Source organism: Pseudomonas triticicola (assembly GCF_019145375.1).
In the GTDB taxonomy this organism is placed as follows: domain Bacteria; phylum Pseudomonadota; class Gammaproteobacteria; order Pseudomonadales; family Pseudomonadaceae; genus Aquipseudomonas; species Aquipseudomonas triticicola.
Genome location: NZ_JAHSTX010000001.1, coordinates 313,473 through 333,897, shown reverse-complemented (window position 1 = coordinate 333,897; position 20,425 = coordinate 313,473). Strand labels below are relative to the sequence as shown.

The window sequence follows — 20,425 nt, the reverse complement described above, 5'->3', positions numbered from 1 at the left end:
TGGTGAAAGCCTGGCGGGGCTTTTTTATGCGCTTCGATTTTCTATGCAAGTCTTTGGATCGCTCCCCCTCACCCCAGCCCTCTCCCCCAAGGGGGCGAGGGGGAAAGGGAGCCGATCTTCAAGCTTTTCAAACCCGAGATCGACTCAGAAATTACAAGTCGGTGCATCTCGGACAAGCAACTCGGTTAGTCCCCTCTCCCTCTGGGAGAGGGTTAGGGTGAGGGGCTTTTGAAAACCAGCGCCTCTGGCACATCGATATCCCACAACACGCCAGGATCATCCACCGCCACTTCTACCACCCTACCCTGCGCAAACAACGGCCGTGCACCACGATCACCGGTCAGCGCCTGCAACTGCGCGCCAAACGAACGACCAAACCCCACCGGATGACCAAACTCCCCACCCAGCACCGGCACGCTCACCGCGTCATCAGCCATCGCCGCGAGCACTCGCTCGATACTCGAAGGCAAGATAAACGGCATATCGCCGAGCACAATCAACCAGCCATCAGCGCCCGGGCAAGCGGCAACACCTGCGGCAATGCTGTCACCCATGCCGGTCGATTCGATCGACACCACGTCGCAGCCATAAGCCTGGGCCATGCGCATCGCCTGCGGTCGAGCCTCGGTGGTGACCAGCACGCGCTTGGCGAGACTGGCCGGCAGGTTCACCAGCACCTGCTCGATGACCGAGCGCACGGCGCCATCACGCCCTGTGCAGTCAGCGAGCAATTTGTCTTTGTCGGGGCCGGCGATCTGGCGAAAGCGTTTGCCCTCGCCCGCCGCCAGCACAATCACTGCGGTGGATTGGCTCATGCACCCTCCAGCGGTTTTTTCTGTTTCAGCTCCACACCGTTCTTGATCGCGACAATTTCCGCCAGCAAGGACAAGGCGATCTCTGCCGGCGAATGACTGCCGATGTGCAGGCCGATCGGCCCATGCAAGCGATCAATCGACGCTTGCGACAAGCCTAGCTGAGCCAGATTTTCCCGGCGCTTCTGGCTGTTGACCCGGGAACCGAGGGCGCCGACGTAGAACGCCGGCGAGTCGAGCGCAGTGAGCAAGGCCATGTCATCCAGGCGTGGATCGTGAGTCAAGGCGACAATCGCCGTGCGCTCGTCGGTCTGGATGTTCAGCACAGCCTCATCCGGCATGCCGGGGACGAAACGGCCATGCTGCTCTTCCCAGCCGTAAACGAACTCGGTGCGCGGATCGCAGATCAGCACTTCGAAATCCAGCAGCCGCGCCATGTCGGCGACGTAGCGCGACAACTGCCCGGCACCGATCAGCAACAAGCGCCAGCGCGGACCATAAATCGCTCGCAGAGTCTTGCTGTCGAACACCAGCGAATCGGACTTGCTCGCCGAAGCCAGGCGCACCTCGCCGGTTTCGATGTTCAGTTCCCGGGCGACGATTTCATGGTTTTCGCAACGCTGCAGCAGCTCGGCCACCCACGCCGGGTCACCGACGCGCTCTTCGGTCAGGCGCAAAGTGCCGCCGCAAGGCAGGCCGAAACGCGCGGCCTCCTCGCGGGTCACGCCGTAGGTAATCATCTGCACTGGCGGACCATCGGTGGCAATGCGGCCGTCGTGCAGCCGCGCGATCAGGTCATCTTCGACACAGCCGCCCGACACCGAACCGATCACTACGCCGTCCTCGCGCAAGGCGAGCATGGCGCCGGGCGAGCGCGGCGCGGTGCCCCACGTCTGCACCACGCTGAACAGCACCACCCGCTGTCCGGCGCGGCGCCACTCGAGGACGCTGCGCAGGACGTTGAGATCGACGCTGTCCATTACGCTTGCGCCTTCTGCCAGCCTTGCAACTGATACCGCACCGGCAGATTGCGGATGCGCTTGCCGGTGGCGGCGAAGATCGCATTGCACAGCGCCGGGGCAATCGGCGGCACACCCGGCTCACCAACGCCACCCAACGGCACGTCACCCGGCGGCGTGACCAGATGCACGGCGACTTCCTTGGGTGCCAGCGACATGCGCGCGACCTCGTACATATGGAAGTTGTCCTGCTGGACCTTGCCGTCCTTGAAGCTGATCTCACCGAGCACAGCGTTGCCCAGGCCCATGACGCACGCACCTTCGAACTGCGAACGGATGCGCTCAGGGTTGATCTGCGGCCCGCAGTCCACGGCGATGTCGGCCTTGTGCACGATCAGCGAACCGTCGTCCTTGACCTCGACTTCAATCACCGCCGCGACATAAGTGACGAAGCTGTAATGCACCGCCAGACCGAGACCACGACCCTTGGGCAGTTTGCGCCCCCAACCGGCGGCCTTGGCGGCAGTTTCCAGCACCGTGCGCATGCGCCCGGTGTCAATCGGGTAACGCTCGGGCGATTCGCCGTAGTTCCACTCTTCGCTCAAGGTGCGTGGATCGATCTGCCGGTCCGGGCCGAGCAATTTGATCTGGTACTTGAGCGGATCTTCCCCGGCCTTGTGCGCCAGTTCGTCGACGAAGCTCTGAATCGCAAAGCCGTGGGGAATGTTCGACACCGAGCGATACCAGCCGACGCGGGTGTGTACCTTGGCTTCGGGGTTTTCCAGGCGCACGTTGGGAATCGCATAGGCCATGTTGGTAAAGCCCATGCCCAGCTCGAACGCCGCCTCATGGTTCATGTCCGGCGCAAACAACGCGGTGATGCTTGGCGCCACGGTGCGATGCAGCCAGCCGGACGGCATGCCGTTCTTGTCGATGCCGGCCTTGAGATATTCCGCCGACACGGTGTGGAAATACGAATTGTGGATGTCGTCGTCGCGGGTCCACTGCACCCGTACAGCCTTGCCCGGAAACTCCTTGGCGAGAATCGCCGCTTCAACGACGAAGTCCGGTTTCGACTTGCGCCCGAAACCACCGCCCAGCAATGTCACATTGAAGGTGACCTTTTCGAACGGCACGCCAAGACGCTCGGCGATGCGCTCACGGGTGACCTGCGGTGCCTGACTCGGCGCCCAGGCCTCGCATACGCCGTCCTTGTAACGGGCGATGGCGACCATCGGTTCCATCGGTGCCTGCGCCAGGTGCGGCAGGTAATACGAGGCTTCGAGAGTGCTGGCGGCGCCGCTCAAGGCCTTGTCGATGTCGCCGGTGTTGCGCACCACTTTGCCGGCCTTCAGCGACGCGGCTTCAAGCTCCTTGCGATAGGCAATCGAGTCATAACTGGCATTCGGGCCGTCGTCCCATTCGATCTTCAGCGCCTCGCGGCCCTTGATCGCTGCCCAGGTATTGCTGGCCACAACCGCGACGCCGCCCAATGGCTGGAACTCTGACGGCAATGGCCGGCCTTCGATCTGCATGACTTTTAGCACGCCGGGGACTTTCAGCGCGGCGCTGTCATCGAGGCTTTTGACCTTGCCGCCGTACACTGCCGGGCGAGCGATAGTGGCGTAGAGCATGCCGTCGAAATGCACGTCGGCGCCGTACACTGCGCGGCCATTGACGATATCGGCACCGTCGATGGCCTTGGTGCCTTCCTTACCGATGTAGCGAAACTCCGACGGCTGCTTGAGACGCAGGCTGTCACGCGCCGGTACTGCCAGCGCACTGGCGGCAGCGGCGAGTTCGCCGTAGCCCAGTTCGCGGCCGGACGGTTTGTGAATGACCTTGTGCAGTTGCGCATGGCATTCGCCAACCGGCACTTTCCACTGCGCAGCAGCGGCCTGTTCGAGCATGGTCCGCGCGGCGGCGCCACAACGCCGCATCGGCTCGTACCAGTGACGCATGCTGCGCGAACCATCGGTGTCCTGGTTGCCGAAGCGCACTTCGTCGCCCGGCGCCTGCTGCACTTTGACCTGCGCCCAATCGGCCTCAAGTTCATCGGCAACCACCATGCTCAGGCTGGTGCGCACGCCCTGGCCCATTTCCGAACGGTTGCACACCACGGTGACGCTGCCATCGGCAGCAATGCTCACGTAGACCTTGGGATCGTCGATCCAGCCATTCGGCATGCCATCGGCGCCAAACTTCTTCGCAGCGTCATCGGCCAGCGCATCCTGCCAGCCCCAGCTCGCGGCGAGGACCAGCGCACCAGTGGCGCCGACGCCTTTGAGAAAACCACGGCGGCTGAGGTTGCTCAGGGCAAAATCATTCGGGACGCGGCTCATGCCTTCACCTCCTTCAGATGGGTGGAGGCCTGGCGGATCGCGGTTTTGATCCGGTTGTAAGTACCGCAGCGGCAGATGTTGCCGACCATGGCTTCTTCGATCTGCTCGTCGCTCGGGTTGGGGTTGGTTTTCAGCAGAGCGGTAGCCGACATGATCTGCCCGCCTTGGCAATAACCGCATTGAGCCACGGCGCTGTCGAGCCAGGCTTGCTGCACGACCTTGCCTACCGGGTCGGCGTGGAGATTATCGATGGTGGTGACGTTCTGGCCGATCACCGAGCCGATCGGCGTGATGCAACTGCGTGCCGGCAAGCCGTCGATATGGATGGTGCAGGCGCCGCACAGGCCCATGCCGCAACCGAATTTGGTGCCGTTGTATCCGGCGACGTCACGAATCGCCCACAACAGCGGCATGTCTTCGGTGACATCGAGGGAGTGGTCTTGACCGTTGAGTTTCAGGGTAATCATGGGCACGCCCGCATATTTTTTAGTGGTTATGGGTTACATCTTAGCGGCAAGCTGCAAGCTGCAAGCTCAAAGTGAAGGCGCGTCTGATTCGCTCGCAGATTGCAGCTCGCAACCGCGCCTTGGGTGAAGCAAATGATTGGTATCGTTAGGCGGCTAAGTTAACCCAGCATTAACAAAAAAGCCCTGCTTATACAGGGCTTTTTAGCGGCAAGCTTCTAGCTACAAGCTGCAAGTAGAAGCGGCTTGGCGCTCATGACGCAGTGTAGCTTGCCGCTTGAAGCTTGAAGCTTGCAGCTTGAAGCTTGCAGCTGCCTCAATACCGATTGGGCTCCATTTCCAGTTCGACATGAAACCGTTCGGCGATGTCTTTCTGGATACGTTGCGCCAGGTCGAGCAGTTGCAGGCCGGTGGCCGTGCCGTAGTTGACCAGCACCAGCGCCTGCAACTTGTGCACGCCGGCATCGCCGTCGCGAAAACCTTTCCAGCCGGCGCGTTCGATCAGCCAGCCAGCGGCCAGTTTCATCTGCCCGTCCGCTTGCGGGTAAGCCACCAGATCCGGGTGCTGTGCTTTGATCTGCGTGACCACAGCGGCAGGCACCAGCGGATTCTTGAAAAAACTGCCGGCATTGCCGAGCACCGCCGGGTCCGGCAGTTTTTCGCTGCGGATGCTGCAAATGGCGCGGCTGACGTCGCTGGGCGTCGGCTGCTCGATGCCCTGCTCGCTCAGGCGCTGACGGACCGGGCCGTATTCCAGATGCAGGTGCGCTGCGCGATCCAGCTTGAAGCGCACCCGCAGGATCAGCCAACGTCCCGGCTGCTGCTTGAACACACTGTCGCGGTAGCCGAAATTGCACTGCTCCAGGCTGAAATCCCGCAGCTCGCCGCTCTCGCGGTCCAGCGCAGTCAGGCCGGCAAACACGTCCTTGATCTCGACACCATAGGCACCGATGTTCTGCATCGGCGCGGCGCCGACGGTGCCGGGAATCAGGCTGAGGTTTTCCAGCCCGGCAAAACCCTGGGCCAGCGTGTGCTGCACGAACGGATGCCACGGTTCGCCCGCTTCCGCCTCGACCACCACGCGACTGCCATCGTCGCTGAGCACGCGGATGCCGCGCGTAGCCATGCGCAATACCAACGCTGGAATATCCGCCGTCAGCAGCAAGTTGCTGCCACCGCCGATAACCAGCAACGGCACGTCACGGGACGCGGCATAGGTCAGCGCTTCGCGGACATCGTCATCACTGTGGGCTTCGGCAAACAGCTGCGCGCGCACATCGACGCCAAACGTATTGAAGGCCTGCAAAGATACTTGCGGTTGCACCTGTAAACTCATAAACGGCCCTTCACTTCGATCAGCAACTGGTCGCAGGCCGCTTCGATCAGATCAAGCACCTGCTCGAAACCCTGATCACCGTCGTAATACGGATCCGGCACTTCATCGACCAGCCCGGCATAACGACGCAAAAACAGATCCAGCTCGGCCCTGCCGGTGGACGGCTGCAAGGCCTTGAGGTTGCGCAGATTGCTGTTGTCCATGGCGAGAATCAGGTCGTAGCTGGCGAAATCGGCCCGGCTGACCTGCTGCGCGCGTTGCGTCGACAAGTCATAACCGCGCAGTTTCGCCGCCGCCTGGCTGCGCTTGTCCGGCGGGTTGCCGACGTGCCAGTCACCGGTGCCGGCGGAGGCCACTTCGACCACATCCGCCAGCCCGGCTTCACGCAACTTGTGGCGCAACACGCCTTCAGCGGTGGGCGAACGGCAGATGTTGCCCAGGCACACAAACAGAACGCGCATCAGGCCCCCAGCAGGCGACGAACCCGCTCAAGGTCTTCAACGGTGTCGACACCGGTCGGCGGCGCGATCAGCGCGTCGGCAACATGGATGCGCACGCCGTGCCACAAGGCACGCAGTTGCTCGAGGGATTCGGTGTTTTCCAGCCAGCATGGGCCCCAGCTAACGAAGTCGTGGAGGAACCCGGCACGGTAGGCGTAGATGCCGATGTGGCGGCGATAGGGCACGCCTTGCGGCAGCTGCTCGCGGCTCTTGGCAAATGCATCGCGTGCCCACGGCAAGGTTGCACGACTGAACGTCAGGGCCAGACCGTTAATATCGCTGGAAACCTTCACAACGTTGGGGTTGAACAGGGTTTCCACGTCTTCGATCGGCTCGGCCAGCGTGGCCATGCGCGCTTCGGTATGGGCAGCAAGGTTAGCGGCGACCTGATCGATCACGCTTGGCGGAATCAGCGGCTCATCGCCCTGGACGTTGACCACGATCGCATCAGGCGCAAGACCGAGTTTCGCTGCGACCTCGGCCAAACGATCGGTGCCGGAGTTGTGATCTTCACGGGTCAGCACCACTTCGGCGCCGAAGCTTCTGCAGGCCTCGACGATACGCGCATCATCAGTCGCGACCACGACGCGGGTCGCACTGCTTTTGCTTGCCTGTTCCCAGACATGCTGGATCATTGGCTTGCCGGCAATATCCAGCAACGGCTTGCCCGGCAGACGGGTCGAGGCGAACCGCGACGGGATGACAACGGTGAAGGCTGTGGTCATTTATCCAGACGCTCGTCGGTGGTCAGGGTGCGCGCTTCGCTTTCCAGCATCACCGGGATGCCGTCGCGGATCGGATAGGCCAGGCCGGCGCCCTTGCTGATCAGTTCGGTCTTGTCGGCGCTGAGCTTGAGTGGGCCTTTGCACACGGGGCAAGCGAGGATGTCGAGCAGTTTGGTGTCCATGAACATTCCCAGAAATAAAAGAGTTAAGGCAGCAGACGATCCGGCAACAGGCGCATCAGCTGAGTGTCGAACCAGGCCACGAAGGCTGGCGACGGCACGGCATCGACCGCCAGATACCACCAGTCGGCAGCAGCAAAGGCACGGCACTTCACCGCGTCCTTTTCGGTCATCACCAACGGCAATGACGGGGTGAAATTCAACGCCTGCACGCTGTACTCGGCGTGGTCGGCAAATGCATGGGCGATCGGCCGCCAGTCTAGCGCTTCGAGGGTATTGAAGAAACGTTGCGGGTTGCCGATCCCGGCCACCGCATGCAGCGCTTGCCCGGGCGGGAAATGCTCGAGCGACTGACGCTCGCCGCTGCGCAGATTGACCAGGGCCGTAGGTTGCAGGCGGAAGGCGAAACCATCGTCGCGATCATCAAGGGCACCGTTGAACAGCACGCCATCAACGCTTTGCAGGCGCTCGACCGGCTCACGCAACGGCCCGGCCGGCAGACAGCGCTGGTTGCCCAGGCCCCGTGCGGCATCGATCAGCACCAGCTCCAGATCCCGCGCCAGACGATAATGCTGCATGCCGTCGTCGGACAGAATCAGGTCGAGCGGCTCACTGGCGATCAAGGCTTTGACGGCGGCGCTGCGATCAGGGTCGATCATCAGCGGCACGCCGGTGCGCTGGACGATCAGCAACGGCTCGTCACCGGCAATCTCGGCGCTGTGCTCGGCCTCGACCCGCCACGGCAGTTGCGGCGGTTTGGCGCCGTAACCGCGACTGACCACGCCGACGCGCAGTCCACGGCGTCGGCAATGTTCGATCAGCCAGAGAATCATCGGCGTCTTGCCGGTACCGCCAACGGTGATATTGCCGACCACGATCAACGGTACGGGCGACTGGTAGATCTCGCCTTGACCATCGAGAAAGCGCTGACGCTTGTTGATCACCACACGGCGATACAGCATTTCCAGTGGCCGCAGCAGCGTCAGGGCCGGATGCCCCTGATACCACGCGGCGAGCAGGCGATCGGACAGGCTCATCAGGATTTCGGCGCCGCCTCGACCGTGGTCATGCGCAGATGGCTGAAACCGAGCTTGCCGGCCGCGTCCATGGCGGTGATCACTGATTGATGCTGGGCCTTGCCATCGGCACTGATCGACAACGGCATGTTGGTGTCGCCGTTGGATTCTTTCTGCATGGCTTCCATCAGCGTCGCCAGATCATTCTTCGGCAGAATCTTGTTGTTCACCGAGAACACGCCTTCGGCACTGATCGCGACGTCCAGCTGTTTGACCTGCTGATCTTCGGCAGGCGAACCGCTGACCGCTTCCGGCAGATCCACGCGCAACTGGGTTTCCCGAGTGAAAGTGGTAGTCACCACGAAAAACAGCAGCAGGATAAACACCACGTCGATCAGCGACGCGAGGTTGATGTCTACGGTTTCCCGGGGCTTGCGACGGAATTTCACGCTTTGCCCTCGGCCAGATCGACATCACGGTCGCCCTGCACCACTTCCACCAGTTTGATCGCTTCCTGCTCCATACCGACCACCAGCTCGTCGATGCGGCGCTGCAAAAACCGGTGGAAGAACACCGCTGGAATCCCGACCATCAGGCCCGCTGCGGTCGTGATAAGCGCTTTGGAAATACCGCTGGCCAATACCGAAGCATTGGTGGTCATGCCGGACCCGGTGAAGGCACTGAAAATGTCGATCATGCCCAGCACGGTGCCGAGCAGGCCGAGCAACGGCGCCATGGCCGCGATGGTGCCGAGGGCGTTTATGTAGCGTTCGAGCTCATGTATGACCCGCGCAGCAGCCTCTTCGATGCACTCTTTCATGATCTCGCGACCATGCTTGGAATTGGCCAGGCCTGCGGCGAGGATTTCACCCAGCGGCGAGTTGGCGCGCAATTCCTTGAGTTTTTCCTTGTTGAGCTGCTTGTCCTTGATCCAGACCCAGACCTGACCCAGCAGATGCTCGGGGGTGACGCGACTGGCGCGCAGTGTCCACAGGCGCTCGGCGACGATCGCCATGGCCGCGATGGAACTCAGAATGATCGGCAACATCATCCAGCCGCCGGATTTGACCAATTCCCACACAGTGACAGTCCCCTCGAAAAAGTGCGCCACTTTACCATACCGATCCGCGATTAAGACCCGCCGCCCCGACGACCGTGAGGTGGCACCCATGCTGGCACCGATCAACGGCCCGGGACCGGCGGATCGCGCCAGAAACGCCGCTGTTGCCGCATCGTCCACGGCGGTTTGAAGCTGCCCAGTTGCAGATGAATGGCACCGTGCTCGGCGCTGTCGTAGATGCGCAGGCCTTGCTTGCGGTAGCGCGCCAGCACGGTTGGATGCGGATGACCGAAGGAGTTGCCGTGGCCACGGGAGATCAGTACCGCTTCGGGCTGCAAGGCTTTGAGCAGAGCCATCGATGATGAACTGCGACTGCCGTGATGTGGCGATTGCAGCCACTGCGTCGGCACGGCCAGTGGGCTGTCGAGCAGAACGCGCTCGGCGTGAATGTCGATGTCGCCGGTGAGCAGCAGGCGTTCACCGTTGGCTTCGATCTGCAATACACAGGAGCGCTGGTTGCTGTCATCGGCCGCCGACCATTGCCAGAGCTGGAACTGCACGCCATCCCACTGCCACTGTTCGCCACTCGCGCAGGCTTCGGCGTTCAGCTCCGGCGGCAGGTTCGGCGGATCGCCGCTGACCACGCGGCGCACGTTCAATCCACGCATGACCGCCCGGGCGCCGCCAGCGTGATCGGCGTCAGCGTGGCTGAGCAGCATCAAGTCGAGCGCTTGCACATTGAGTTTACGTAACGCTGGCAATACCACTCGCTCGCCGAGATCGAACTCGCCGAAACGCGGGCCGGCGTCATAGAGAAGCGCGTGATGGCGGGTGCGAACAAGGATGGCCAAGCCTTGGCCGACGTCGATTTGCCAGACATCGGCTTGCCTTTCTTCTATTCGCTCTTGGGGCGGCAGTGCCAGGAGCAACAGCAGCGGCCAGCCCAACGGACGCATCGGCACGCCACGGGGCAACAGCAATAAAATAGCGCCAAGGCTGCCCAGGACCAACGCCCACAATGGAATGGCGGCCGGTATCCACGCCGGCCATTGCCCGGCAATCAGCGCCAGACCGATAAACAGCCAGTCGATCAAACCACCGGCCAGCCACAACAGTCCTTCGCCAACATAAGGCACGGGCAGCAATAGCGTGCCGAGCAATGCCGGCGGCAGCACCACGAGGCTGACCCACGGAACGGCCAGCAGATTGGCTACAGGCCCGCTGACGCTGAGCGGCAGGCTCAGCGCCAGCAACACCGGACACAAGCCGATCGCGATCAGCCACTGCGCGCGGGTCCAGGTCTGCCACCAACGCCAAGCGCCCAGCCGCCCGACGAAGGTGAATATCAACACCGCCACCGCCGCGAAGGACAGCCAGAAGCCGGGACGCAAACTGGCCAGCGGATCGAACAACAGCACGCCATTGAACGCCAGCAATAACGGCCACCACGCACCAAGATGGCGAAAACGCAGACGCCACAGCAGCACCAGCGCCACCATCACGCAGGCGCGCTGCACTGGCACGTCGAAACCGGCGAGCAAGCCGTAACCCAGCGCCGCCGCGAAGGCCAGGCCACACGCCCACGGCAACCATGGCCAGCGCAATGGCCAGATTCCGAACCGCGCCAACGCGGCGACCAGCATATACATCACCGCTGCCAGCAAACCGATGTGCTGGCCGGAAATCACCAGCAAATGCACGGTGCCGGTGTCTTGCAGCACCTGCCAATCCTCGCGACTGAGGCCTGAACCGTCACCAAGCACCAGCGCCGCCAGCGCGCCCTCTCGTCCTTGCGCATCGGCCGCCAGCAGACGCTGGCGAACGCCGTCGCGCCATGCATGCCGGGCCTCAGCCAGGCGCTGGCCATCCTTGATCGTGCCGGTTGCCCCGATCCGTTGCGCCAGCAGCCAGGCCTCGTAATCGAAGGCGTCCGGGTTGAGCAAGCCACTCGGGCGCTTCAATTTCACCGCCAGTCGCCAGCGTTCGCCGCTGTTGACCGGCGGCCCGGCGTACCAGGCCAGGCGCAGCAGCGACGGCAGCTTTTCGTGGCGTGAACGCGCATCAGCCAGCTCGAAACGCACCACGCCATCGTTGTGTTGCGGCAAGCCGACCACACGCCCCTCAAGCCAACGGGTTTCGCCGTCCAGGCCCGGTGGCAAGCGGTCAGTCAGCGCCCACTGCGCACTGAAACAAGCCCACGTGAAACCAAACAGCAAAAAAGCCAATGGATAGCTGCGAAACGGCAGCAGCATCAGCGCCACCACTGGCAGCACTATCAGCAAGCCGACCGGCGGCAAGGCCGGCAAAAAAACCGGGGCCAGCAGACCGACTGCCAGCGCCATCATCCCTGTGCGCATATGCCCGTCCTTGAGAGTTCCCTCCTTAGGCATAGCGGGTCTGCGGCACCACCGTCGTCAACAATTGTCACAAAGTCTGAATGGGCGGTTCGTAGAATCCAGACATACTTGCCGCCTTAACCGACCGAGAAGCCTTATGCCCCGGCGCTTATTCAAACGTTACATGCCCGACCCGACGAGCATCAGGGAACACAAATCCTTACGCTTTCTCGGCACGTTGCTGCATGACCCGAACCTCTGGCATCTCAACCGCCACTCGGTCGCCCGGGCGATGGCGGTCGGCCTGTTTGCGGCGTTCCTGCCGATCCCCGCGCAGATGCTGGTGGCGGCGGCATTGGCGGTGATGGTGCGCGGCAATATGCCGATCGCGGTGAGTCTGGTCTGGCTGACCAATCCGATCACCATGCCGGCGGTGTTTTTCTGCACCTACCAGGCCGGGGCGTTCCTGATGGATGTGCCGGCGCGGCATCTGCCGGACGAGCTGACCTGGGAATGGATCAGCGGTGAGCTGTCGACGTTGTGGCAGCCGTTTTTGCTGGGCTCGGTGGTTGTCGGTCTGGTGCTGGGCGTCCTCGCCTACTTTCTGGTGATGCTGTACTGGCGCTGGTGGGTGGCGCGGCAATGGCGGCGGCGCAAGAAAAACCGGCAGAAATGAATGCAAAACGGCCTCCGCGATGGGAGGCCGTTTTTTGTTGTGTCTGGGCTGGCCCCTTCGCGAGCAGGCTCGCTCCCACAGAGAACATCATTCCAATGCGGGAGCGAGCCTGCTCGCGAAGAAAGCGACGCGGTCGGGATCAGGTACGCATCCCACGCCCGCTCACCAGCAACCGCGCACAGCCGAGATACAGCACCACGGTCGCCACCAGCATGAAGGTAATGGCGATGCCGATGCGGATATCCGAGACACCAAGGATGCCGTAGCGGAAGGCGTTGACCATGTGCAGCACTGGGTTGGCCAGCGACACGGTCTGCCAGAACGGTGGCAGCAAAGTGATCGAGTAGAACACGCCGCCCAGGTAAGTCAGCGGGGTCAGCACAAAGGTCGGAATGATCGAAATATCATCGAAGTTGCGCGCAAACACCGCGTTGATGAAGCCCAGCAGCGAGAAGATTGTCGCGGTCAGCACCACCACCAGGATGGTCACGCCGAGGTGATGCACCTGCAAATCTGTGAAGAACAGCGACAGAATCGTCACGATCAGACCCACCGCCAGACCGCGCAATACCCCACCAATGGTGAAGCCGATCAGGATCGTGTGCGGTGACACCGGCGACACCATCAGCTCTTCGATCGAGCGCTGGAACTTGCTGCCGAAGAAGCTCGAGACCACGTTGCCGTAGGAGTTGGTGATCACCGACATCATGATCAGCCCCGGCACGATGTACTCCATGTAGGTGAAGCCACCCATGTCGCCGATCTGCCGGCCGATCAGGTTGCCGAAGATCACGAAGTACAGAACCATGGTGATCGCCGGCGGCAGCAGCGTCTGCGGCCAGATCCGCATGAAGCGTTTGACCTCGCGGTAGACAATGGTTTGCAGGGCGACGAGGTTGGGACCGAACTCGGAACTCATACCGCCACCTTCGACAGATTTTTCTCCACCAGGGACACGAACAACTCCTCGAGGCGATTGGTTTTGTTACGCAGGCTCAGCACTTCGATGTTCTGCTGCGCCAGTTGGGTGAACAGCGCCGTGATGCCCATGGATTTATCGACCTGGACTTCGAGGGTATGGCCGTCGAGCAACCGGGCGGGGTAGCCGAGCAACTGCGGCGCGGCGTGCAAATCGTTCTTCAGGTCGAGCAAGAAGGTTTCCACATGCAACTGGCCCAGCAACTGTTTCATGCTGGTGTTTTCGACGATGGTGCCGTGGTCGATGATGCCGATGTTGCGGCACAGCTGCTCGGCCTCTTCCAGGTAATGCGTGGTCAGGATGATGGTGATGCCTTTCTGGTTCAGCTCGGTGAGGAAGGTCCACATCGAACGGCGCAGTTCGATATCGACGCCCGCAGTCGGCTCATCGAGGATCAGCAGGCGCGGTTCATGCACCAGCGCACGGGCGATCATCAAACGCCGTTTCATGCCGCCGGACAGCGAACGCGACTGCACATCGCGCTTGTCCCACAGGCCGAGCTGGGTCAGGTACTGCTCGGCGCGCTCCTTGGCGACTTTCGCCGGAATGCCGTAGTAACCGGCCTGGGTCACGACGATGTCGAAGGTCTTTTCGAACTGGTTGAAGTTGAATTCCTGCGGCACCACGCCGATCGAGCGCTTGAGCGCCGCCGGGTTCTTGTCCAGGTCGTGGCCGAAAATATTCACGGTGCCGCTGGTCTTGTTGACCAGGGTCGAGAGGATGCCAATGGTGGTGGATTTGCCGGCACCGTTAGGGCCAAGCAAGGCGAAAAAGTCACCTTCGGCGACGTCCAGATCGATACCACTCAAGGCCTGGAACCCGTTGCCGTAGGTTTTGGTTAGCTGCCGGATGGACAGAGCGGAACTCATATCGGATTTACGCACCAAGAAGGAAGGAAAGAAGTAAATAAGGGCGGGCGGCGAGGGAAACAACCGCGGCGCAAGTTCGCAATGGTGCTTGCCGCCGCCGCACAAGTACAGTCAAGTGTGTCGATAGTAATTATCAAGTCAACGCGGTCATGACCGCTTTCTGATAGGCCGGACGCTGTTTCAAGCGTTCATACCAGGCTTGGAGATGTGGTTGCGGAGCGCGCTCGATGGGCATTTCGAACCAGGCATAAATGAAACTGCCCAGCGGGATGTCGCCCATGCCGATGTCATTGCCGGAGAGATAAGGCTGGCTGATCAAGGCGTGGTCGGCCATGTTCAGCAGTTCATCGCATTCCTTGATCGCGGCGTTGATCGCCTTCCAGTCCTGCTTCTCCGCAGGCGTACGCAGCACACCCCAGAACACCGTGCGAAACGGCCCGGCGAAACTCGACGTGGTCCAGTCCATCCATTTGTCCGCCGTGGCGCGGGCTTGCGCATCCGCCGGATACCAGGCGCTGTCCGGGGCGTGTTTGGCCAGCAGGTAGCGAACGATGGCGTTGGATTCCCACAGCACGAAACCGTCATCCTCGATCACCGGCACCCGGCCATTGGGGTTCATCGCGCGGTACTCGGGCGTGTCGACCACACCGAACGCGCCGCCGGCATCGATGGCCTCGTACGCCAGGCCCAGCTCTTCGGCAGCCCACAAGGGCTTTCTGACGTTCGATGAATTTTTCCGTCCCCAGATCTTCAGCATGACCGCCTCTTTGCAAGTGAGTGGACGGTCAGCATACGCCGGATCAGGTGCGACTCAAATCGGCCTGCATGTCGCCCAGCAGCACCGGAAGTTGCTCACTGAACAGATGCGGATAGCACTTTTGCAGGTGCTCGAAGAAGAAGGTTTCCGGCACGTCGGTGAACTGGCCGTGATCGAGCAGATATTCCATCAACTGCGCGCCATCACGGTTGAACGGGTGGAAAACGCTGTCGTTGACCCCGTCGAATTCCAGCGCTGCGACGTTGAACAGCTCGCACAGTTGCTGGTTGAACGCTGGCGTCGCCTTGACCCAGCGACCATCGAGAAACAGCTCGGTGTAGCCATGCATGGCAAACACATCGCTTTTCAGCAACTCGAGCAGACGTGGCGTCGACAGGTGATTGCGCACATCGGCCAGACCGATGCGCGCCGGGATCCCGCAATGCCGCGCACAACCGGCGAGCAGCGTGGCTTTCGGCACGCAGTAACTCTCCCCCGCTGCCAGTGCGTAACTGCCGCGCAGGGTTTGCGGATCACGGCTGAAGGTGTACGGGTTGTAGCGCACCGCCTCGCGCACGGCGTAATACAGACTGATCGCCTGTTCACGCGGATCATTACTGGCGCCGCGATGCCGCTCGGCGAACTCCACCACCGCCGGGTGGTCACTATCGATGAAGCGGCCGGGGCTCAGATACTCGTGCATGACGGCAATCTCCTGGATGAGTCACGAGTCTAGCGACAGCCTGAGCACAGAGATAACGACGTTTCGGCCAAACCTGAAAGCAAAGCTGCGCAGCAACGAACGATTTCCCACACGTGTTGCCCACCGAACCTACGAAAACCATCCGGGGTTTCCCACGATTTCAATCACCATGCTCTGACCGCCCTTGTTTGCAGATGCCGTCTAAGCTCTGGAGGGTCGATTTGCCTTGGTTCACGGAGGACTGAATATGCTGTTGTTGTGGATACTGGTTTTGATCGTCGGCATGGCGTATCTCGCCCATCGACGCATCGCCCCGCTGCCCGCGTTGGGCATCGTGGCGGCCTATCTGGTCGCCATGGGGATTTTCAGTCACGCGCCGGGCTGGCTGCTGTTTGTTTTCTGGGTCCTGTTGGCGGTAGTGGCCGCGCCATTGTTGCTGCCTGACCTGCGTCGCAAGCACTTCACCGCGCCGCTGTTCAACTGGTTCCAGAAAACCCTGCCGCCGATGTCGCAGACCGAACGCGACGCGATCGATGCCGGCACCGTATGGTGGGACGGCGAGCTGTTCAGCGGCCGGCCGGACTGGGACAAACTGCTGTCCTATCCAAAAGTGCAACTGAGCGAAGAAGAACAGGCGTTCATCGATGGCCCGACCGAAGAACTCTGCGCGATGGTCAGCGACTGGCAGATCGGCCAGTCCATGGACCTGCCGCCCGAGGCCTGGACGCACATCAAGGAACACGGCTTTTTCGCCCTGATCATTCCCAAGGAATACGGCGGCAAAGGCTTCTCCGCCTACGCCCACTCCCAAGTGGCAATGAAACTGGCGACGCGCAGCGGTGACCTCGCCTCTACCGTGATGGTTCCGAACTCCCTCGGCCCGGCCGAATTGCTGCTGCATTACGGCACCGATGAACAACGTAATCACTACCTGCCGCGCCTGGCCCGTGGCGACGATATCCCGTGCTTCGCCCTTACTGGTCCGCTGGCCGGTTCCGATGCCGGCGCGATGCCCGACACCGGGATCATCTGCAAAGGCCAGTGGGAAGGACAGGAAGTCATCGGTCTGCGCCTGAACTGGGAAAAGCGCTACATCACCCTCGGCCCGGTTGCGACCCTGCTTGGCCTGGCATTCAAGGCTTATGACCCGGATCACCTGCTCGGTGAAGAGGAAGACCTCGGCATCAGCCTGGCGCTGATCCCGACCGATACCGCAGGTGTGGAAATCGGTCGTCGTCACCTGCCGCTGGGCGCCGCGTTCATGAACGGCCCGAACTCCGGCAAGGACGTGTTCATTCCGCTGGAGTACCTCATCGGTGGTCAGGAAATGCTCGGCAAGGGCTGGATGATGCTGATGAACTGCCTGTCCGTCGGGCGTTCGATCTCGCTGCCAGCCGTCGGTACCGGTGCGGCCAAGTTCACCAGTCTGGTCACCGGCCAGTACGCGCAGATTCGCGAGCAATTCAATGTTCCGCTGTCCGCGTTCGAAGGCATCCAGGAAGCCATGGCGCGCATCGGCGGTAACGCGTGGATGATGGACGCCGCCCGCATGCTCACCGCCAACGCGGTGGATCTCGGGGAAAAACCTTCGGTACTGTCGGCGATCCTCAAATATCACCTCACCGAACGCGGCCGCGAATGCATTAGCCACGCCATGGATGTGCACGGCGGCAAAGCAATCATCATGGGGCCGAACAACTACCTCGGCCGCAGCTGGAACGGCGCGCCGATCTTCATCACCGTCGAAGGCGCGAACATCCTGTCGCGCAACCTGATGATCTTCGGTCAGGGCGCGATTCGCTGCCATCCGTTCGTACTCAAGGAAATGGCCCTGGCCGGTCGCCAGGACAAAGATCAGGCACTCAAGGAATTCGATGGCCTGCTGCTCAAGCACATCGGCTTCGCCGTCAGCAACGCGGCCAGCACACTGGTGCTGAACCTTGGGCTCGGTCATTTCGAACATGCGCCGGGTGACAGGATCAGCCAAGGCTATTTCCGCGCGCTGAACCGTCAGGCCGCCGCATTTGCCATGCTCGCCGACTTCAGCATGATGCTCCTGGGCGGCGAACTGAAACGCCGCGAACGTCTGTCGGCTCGCCTTGGCGATGTACTGAGCAACCTGTATCTGGCCTCCGCCGCGCTCAAGCGTTATCACGACCTGGATTCGCCGGCGTACATGGAGCCGCTGTTCCGCTGGGCCATGGAAGAAAGCCTCGGCCAGTCGGAGCGTGCGCTGGATGAACTGCTGAGCAACTTCCCGAACAAAGTCTTCGGCTGCCTGCTGCGGGTCATCGTCTTCCCGTTTGGTCGCCGTCACAAAGGCCCATCGGACAAACTCGGCGCTGAAGTCGCTGCGGTCATCGGTCGCGCCAAGGGCGATCCGGCGTTGGAAGAACTGCTCGCCGGCTGCTACCGCCCGCAATCGGCGGACGATGCCGTGGGCGCGCTGCAACACGCCAGTGACCTGCTCAATGCCGCGCAACCGCTGCACAAAAAACTGCACACCGCACTGAAGAGCGGCCAAGTCAAACCGGCAGCCGGCGAACATGCCATCGATGCCGCGCTGGAAGCCGGCGTGCTGCAAGCCGTCGAAGCGCAAAGCCTGCGCGACGCCGAAGCGGCCCGCCGCAAGGTGATCGACGTCGATGATTTCGCCAAAGAGGAACTGAGCCAGGCAGCGGGCAAAGTCCGCTGATCCCGGTTTATGTGAAAAAACGGCGCGAGGGCTTTATACTCCCGCGCCCGTTTTGCTCTTGAGGACTTATCTCGTGTCCAACGTCGTTGCCGATCATCTCGTGTTGCTCGACCACCTGCGCAGTATCCTGGTCGCCGTAGGTGAGGCCGAACAAGTGCCCGAAGAAAGCCATGCCCTGTTCCTCGAGCGCTTCGACGAACTGCTGGCCTCCCTGCCGATCGACCCTATCGAAAGCCAATACCTGGGCCAGGACATCCTCACCCAAGTCATCAGCCGCTACCCGCAAATCGCCCACCTGATCCCCCGCGACCTGCTGTGGTTCTTCGCCGGCGACTGCCTGCATTACCTCTCCGACGAAGAAATCGACCTCTACCAGGCCCTCGAAGAACGCCGCTACGAAGCCGAACAGAACGACGAACCGTTCGACTGGAACCAGGAAAAACAACTGCTGGCCATGTCGGCGCAGGACAGCAAGCATTGATATTCGACAGGTAATCGAAAGGCCCGCACTGGTGATTCCATGCGGGCCTTTTTTTTCAAGATCAAAAGCCCCTCACCCTAGCCCTCTCCCGGAGGGAGAGGGCTAGGGTGAGGCGTTTGGGCGAGTTACGTCGATGTGAAAGTCCGAGTTGAACTCAGGATTTGAAAAGCACACAAATCAGCTCCCTCTCCTCGGGGAGAGGGCTTGGGTGAGGGGCGAATTCAACACAGATCCAAAGCAGACCACACGCTTTTCACCACTCAACACAATGAGCGCAAGCTCGAGTACCGCTCTTGATCTTGATTCACAGGCGACGTCGGAAGGCTGAGCGGATCGATCCCGCAGCGAAGGAACCCGAGCCTGCGAGGGCCGAACGCAGGAGCTAGCGTTTTGGTTACTTTTTGGCGTCTGAAAAAGTGACTCGCCGTAAGGGCGAAACCGCCAGAAGCAACAACCGAAGCAACGGATATTCACCCAAACCACCAGAGCATGGTCGGCCCAAAGGCCGCCAAGCCCCCCACAAAAAAACCTCAAAGCAACCCCTCACTCTCCGGCAGCTCATACGCCACAGCCGCATTGCTCCCACCGGCAGATTTCCCGGGCCTACCCAACGTCGGCTCCTTCTGCAAACACTCCACCAGATAATCAATAAACACCCGCAACTTCGGCGGCAGATAACGCGTCGGCGAATGCAGCAACCACAACCCGCCATGATAGGAAGCAAGAAACGTCCAGTCCGGCAACACCTGCACAATCAACTTCTGTTCCAGCGCATAACGCGCCGTGAAATACGGCAGACTGCCAATCCCGATGTGCTGCAACACCGCCCCCAAGCGCACACCCGTGTGATTGGCGGCATAACGCCCACGCACCCCGACCGTGACAGCTTTACTGCCCTTCTTGAACTTCCAGCGCGCATCGCTCGGCGTTTCGCCCAGATAAATACAACTGTGGTTGAGCAAATCGTGAGGATGCGTCGGCGTGCCATGTTCGGCCAGGTATTGCGGCGTGGCGCAAAGCAAATGATCGATGGTCAGCAACTGCCGCCCGACCAGACCCGCCGGCGGACGATCAGTGATGCGAATCGCCAGATCGACATGATCATCGATCAGATCGACCTGACGATCTTCCAGCAACAACTCCACATCAACCTTGGGATAGCGGCGCAGAAACTCCGGCATGTGCGGATGAATCACAAAGCGCCCCACCGCTTTCGGCACGCTGACCCGCACTAGCCCTTCGGCTTCGTGGGTGAACTGGCCGCTGATTTCCATCACCGACCTGGCCGCGCTGACCATTTCCTGGCAACGCTTGAACACCTCCTCACCGCCATCGCTCAAGCGCAGTTTGCGCGTGGTGCGTTGCAGCAGGCGCGTGGCCAACGCCTTTTCCAATCGGGAAATGCTGCGGCTGACCGCTGAGGGAGACGACCCCATCTGCCGGGCCGCTTCAGAGAAGCTGCCGGTCTCGACAACCTTGACGAAAATCGCCATTTCACCCAGCAGCGGCAGCGGAAGATTGATGCTCACAACGCAC

Annotated in this window: 20 protein-coding genes; 3 read left to right on the top strand and 17 right to left on the bottom strand. The window is 61.4% G+C overall.

From position 1 onward, the window contains the following. Positions 1–212 precede the first annotated feature (212 nt). The 12 genes from KVG85_RS01525 to KVG85_RS01470 form a co-directional block, all read right to left on the bottom strand. Complete coding sequence (locus KVG85_RS01525; protein WP_217862818.1) at positions 213–815, bottom strand: nucleotidyltransferase family protein; 603 nt, start codon at positions 813–815, stop codon at positions 213–215. After that, positions 812–1,792: an XdhC family protein gene (locus tag KVG85_RS01520; protein WP_217862817.1), complete on the bottom strand. Its 981-nt coding sequence runs from the start codon at positions 1,790–1,792 to the stop codon at positions 812–814. Before KVG85_RS01520 ends, KVG85_RS01525 begins: the two co-directional genes overlap by 4 nt. Continuing rightward, complete coding sequence (locus KVG85_RS01515; RefSeq protein ID WP_217862816.1) at positions 1,792–4,113, bottom strand: xanthine dehydrogenase family protein molybdopterin-binding subunit; 2,322 nt, start codon at positions 4,111–4,113, stop codon at positions 1,792–1,794. The genes KVG85_RS01520 and KVG85_RS01515 overlap by 1 nt, the downstream gene beginning before the upstream one ends. After that, a complete protein-coding gene (locus tag KVG85_RS01510; protein ID WP_016771000.1) occupies positions 4,110–4,580 on the bottom strand; it encodes a (2Fe-2S)-binding protein in 471 nt (156 codons plus the stop codon). The genes KVG85_RS01515 and KVG85_RS01510 overlap by 4 nt, the downstream gene beginning before the upstream one ends. A 313-nt stretch (positions 4,581–4,893) precedes the next feature. Beyond that, the gene (gene murB, locus KVG85_RS01505) at positions 4,894–5,913 is read right to left on the bottom strand and encodes a UDP-N-acetylmuramate dehydrogenase (RefSeq protein ID WP_217862815.1); all 1,020 of its coding nucleotides are present in this window, start codon (positions 5,911–5,913) and stop codon (positions 4,894–4,896) included. After that, entirely contained in the window at positions 5,910–6,374 is a 465-nt protein-coding gene (locus tag KVG85_RS01500; RefSeq protein ID WP_076563814.1) for a low molecular weight protein-tyrosine-phosphatase, read from the bottom strand. The genes murB and KVG85_RS01500 overlap by 4 nt, the downstream gene beginning before the upstream one ends. Then, positions 6,374–7,138, bottom strand: coding sequence for a 3-deoxy-manno-octulosonate cytidylyltransferase (gene kdsB / locus KVG85_RS01495; RefSeq protein WP_217862814.1), 765 nt, complete (start codon positions 7,136–7,138; stop codon positions 6,374–6,376). Before kdsB ends, KVG85_RS01500 begins: the two co-directional genes overlap by 1 nt. Next, the gene (locus KVG85_RS01490) at positions 7,135–7,320 is read right to left on the bottom strand and encodes a Trm112 family protein (RefSeq protein ID WP_003179363.1); all 186 of its coding nucleotides are present in this window, start codon (positions 7,318–7,320) and stop codon (positions 7,135–7,137) included. Before KVG85_RS01490 ends, kdsB begins: the two co-directional genes overlap by 4 nt. Before the next feature lie 23 nt (positions 7,321–7,343). Further along, complete coding sequence (gene lpxK, locus KVG85_RS01485; RefSeq protein WP_217862813.1) at positions 7,344–8,354, bottom strand: tetraacyldisaccharide 4'-kinase; 1,011 nt, start codon at positions 8,352–8,354, stop codon at positions 7,344–7,346. Further along, on the bottom strand, positions 8,354–8,782 hold the full coding sequence (locus tag KVG85_RS01480) for an ExbD/TolR family protein (protein WP_016771006.1): 429 nt from the start codon (positions 8,780–8,782) through the stop codon (positions 8,354–8,356). The genes lpxK and KVG85_RS01480 overlap by 1 nt, the downstream gene beginning before the upstream one ends. Continuing rightward, positions 8,779–9,414, bottom strand: coding sequence for a MotA/TolQ/ExbB proton channel family protein (locus tag KVG85_RS01475; RefSeq protein WP_217862812.1), 636 nt, complete (start codon positions 9,412–9,414; stop codon positions 8,779–8,781). Before KVG85_RS01475 ends, KVG85_RS01480 begins: the two co-directional genes overlap by 4 nt. Positions 9,415–9,515: 101 nt before the next feature. Beyond that, positions 9,516–11,750, bottom strand: a complete 2,235-nt coding sequence (locus KVG85_RS01470) for a DNA internalization-related competence protein ComEC/Rec2 (RefSeq protein ID WP_217862811.1) — start codon at positions 11,748–11,750, stop codon at positions 9,516–9,518. A 136-nt stretch (positions 11,751–11,886) separates the two neighbouring features. Between KVG85_RS01470 and KVG85_RS01465 the strand changes: the two genes are divergently transcribed. Next, positions 11,887–12,405, top strand: a complete 519-nt coding sequence (locus tag KVG85_RS01465) for a DUF2062 domain-containing protein (RefSeq protein ID WP_217862810.1) — start codon at positions 11,887–11,889, stop codon at positions 12,403–12,405. Positions 12,406–12,544: 139 nt separating this feature from the next. On the opposite strand, the gene KVG85_RS01460 is transcribed toward KVG85_RS01465, so the two are convergent. The 4 genes from KVG85_RS01460 to KVG85_RS01445 form a co-directional block, all read right to left on the bottom strand. Continuing rightward, positions 12,545–13,324, bottom strand: coding sequence for an ABC transporter permease (locus tag KVG85_RS01460; RefSeq protein WP_039760202.1), 780 nt, complete (start codon positions 13,322–13,324; stop codon positions 12,545–12,547). Continuing rightward, on the bottom strand, positions 13,321–14,253 hold the full coding sequence (locus tag KVG85_RS01455) for an ABC transporter ATP-binding protein (protein WP_217862809.1): 933 nt from the start codon (positions 14,251–14,253) through the stop codon (positions 13,321–13,323). The genes KVG85_RS01460 and KVG85_RS01455 overlap by 4 nt, the downstream gene beginning before the upstream one ends. Positions 14,254–14,386: 133 nt before the next feature. Next, complete coding sequence (locus KVG85_RS01450) at positions 14,387–15,010, bottom strand: glutathione S-transferase family protein (RefSeq protein ID WP_076563819.1); 624 nt, start codon at positions 15,008–15,010, stop codon at positions 14,387–14,389. Between the two features lie 43 nt (positions 15,011–15,053). Continuing rightward, positions 15,054–15,713, bottom strand: coding sequence for a transglutaminase-like domain-containing protein (locus KVG85_RS01445; protein ID WP_217862808.1), 660 nt, complete (start codon positions 15,711–15,713; stop codon positions 15,054–15,056). 247 nt (positions 15,714–15,960) lie between these two features. Here KVG85_RS01445 and KVG85_RS01440 point away from each other — a divergent pair, with 247 nt between their 5' ends. Continuing rightward, complete coding sequence (locus tag KVG85_RS01440) at positions 15,961–18,408, top strand: acyl-CoA dehydrogenase (protein WP_217862807.1); 2,448 nt, start codon at positions 15,961–15,963, stop codon at positions 18,406–18,408. Between the two features lie 73 nt (positions 18,409–18,481). Further along, positions 18,482–18,889, top strand: a complete 408-nt coding sequence (locus KVG85_RS01435; RefSeq protein ID WP_039760212.1) for a PA2817 family protein — start codon at positions 18,482–18,484, stop codon at positions 18,887–18,889. 530 nt (positions 18,890–19,419) lie between these two features. On the opposite strand, the gene KVG85_RS01430 is transcribed toward KVG85_RS01435, so the two are convergent. Next, positions 19,420–20,418 carry a LysR family transcriptional regulator gene (locus KVG85_RS01430; RefSeq protein WP_024013940.1) on the bottom strand — a complete coding sequence of 333 codons (999 nt, stop codon included), beginning with the start codon at positions 20,416–20,418 and terminating at the stop codon, positions 19,420–19,422. Between the last annotated feature and the right edge of the window lie 7 nt (positions 20,419–20,425).

What these genes read in the sequence shown, in the direction of transcription:
- KVG85_RS01510 (WP_016771000.1), bottom strand. Translation starts at nt 4,580, where the DNA reads ATGATTACCCTGAAACTCAACGGTCAAGACCACTCCCTCGATGTCACC.
- KVG85_RS01460 (WP_039760202.1), bottom strand. Translation starts at nt 13,324, where the DNA reads ATGAGTTCCGAGTTCGGTCCCAACCTCGTCGCCCTGCAAACCATTGTC.
- kdsB (WP_217862814.1), bottom strand. Translation starts at nt 7,138, where the DNA reads ATGACCACAGCCTTCACCGTTGTCATCCCGTCGCGGTTCGCCTCGACC.
- lpxK (WP_217862813.1), bottom strand. Translation starts at nt 8,354, where the DNA reads ATGAGCCTGTCCGATCGCCTGCTCGCCGCGTGGTATCAGGGGCATCCG.
- KVG85_RS01525 (WP_217862818.1), bottom strand. Translation starts at nt 815, where the DNA reads ATGAGCCAATCCACCGCAGTGATTGTGCTGGCGGCGGGCGAGGGCAAA.
- KVG85_RS01465 (WP_217862810.1), top strand. Translation starts at nt 11,887, where the DNA reads ATGCCCCGGCGCTTATTCAAACGTTACATGCCCGACCCGACGAGCATC.
- KVG85_RS01520 (WP_217862817.1), bottom strand. Translation starts at nt 1,792, where the DNA reads ATGGACAGCGTCGATCTCAACGTCCTGCGCAGCGTCCTCGAGTGGCGC.
- KVG85_RS01445 (WP_217862808.1), bottom strand. Translation starts at nt 15,713, where the DNA reads ATGCACGAGTATCTGAGCCCCGGCCGCTTCATCGATAGTGACCACCCG.
- KVG85_RS01470 (WP_217862811.1), bottom strand. Translation starts at nt 11,750, where the DNA reads ATGCGCACAGGGATGATGGCGCTGGCAGTCGGTCTGCTGGCCCCGGTT.
- KVG85_RS01440 (WP_217862807.1), top strand. Translation starts at nt 15,961, where the DNA reads ATGCTGTTGTTGTGGATACTGGTTTTGATCGTCGGCATGGCGTATCTC.
- KVG85_RS01490 (WP_003179363.1), bottom strand. Translation starts at nt 7,320, where the DNA reads ATGGACACCAAACTGCTCGACATCCTCGCTTGCCCCGTGTGCAAAGGC.
- murB (WP_217862815.1), bottom strand. Translation starts at nt 5,913, where the DNA reads ATGAGTTTACAGGTGCAACCGCAAGTATCTTTGCAGGCCTTCAATACG.
- KVG85_RS01455 (WP_217862809.1), bottom strand. Translation starts at nt 14,253, where the DNA reads ATGAGTTCCGCTCTGTCCATCCGGCAGCTAACCAAAACCTACGGCAAC.
- KVG85_RS01515 (WP_217862816.1), bottom strand. Translation starts at nt 4,113, where the DNA reads ATGAGCCGCGTCCCGAATGATTTTGCCCTGAGCAACCTCAGCCGCCGT.
- KVG85_RS01450 (WP_076563819.1), bottom strand. Translation starts at nt 15,010, where the DNA reads ATGCTGAAGATCTGGGGACGGAAAAATTCATCGAACGTCAGAAAGCCC.
- KVG85_RS01500 (WP_076563814.1), bottom strand. Translation starts at nt 6,374, where the DNA reads ATGCGCGTTCTGTTTGTGTGCCTGGGCAACATCTGCCGTTCGCCCACC.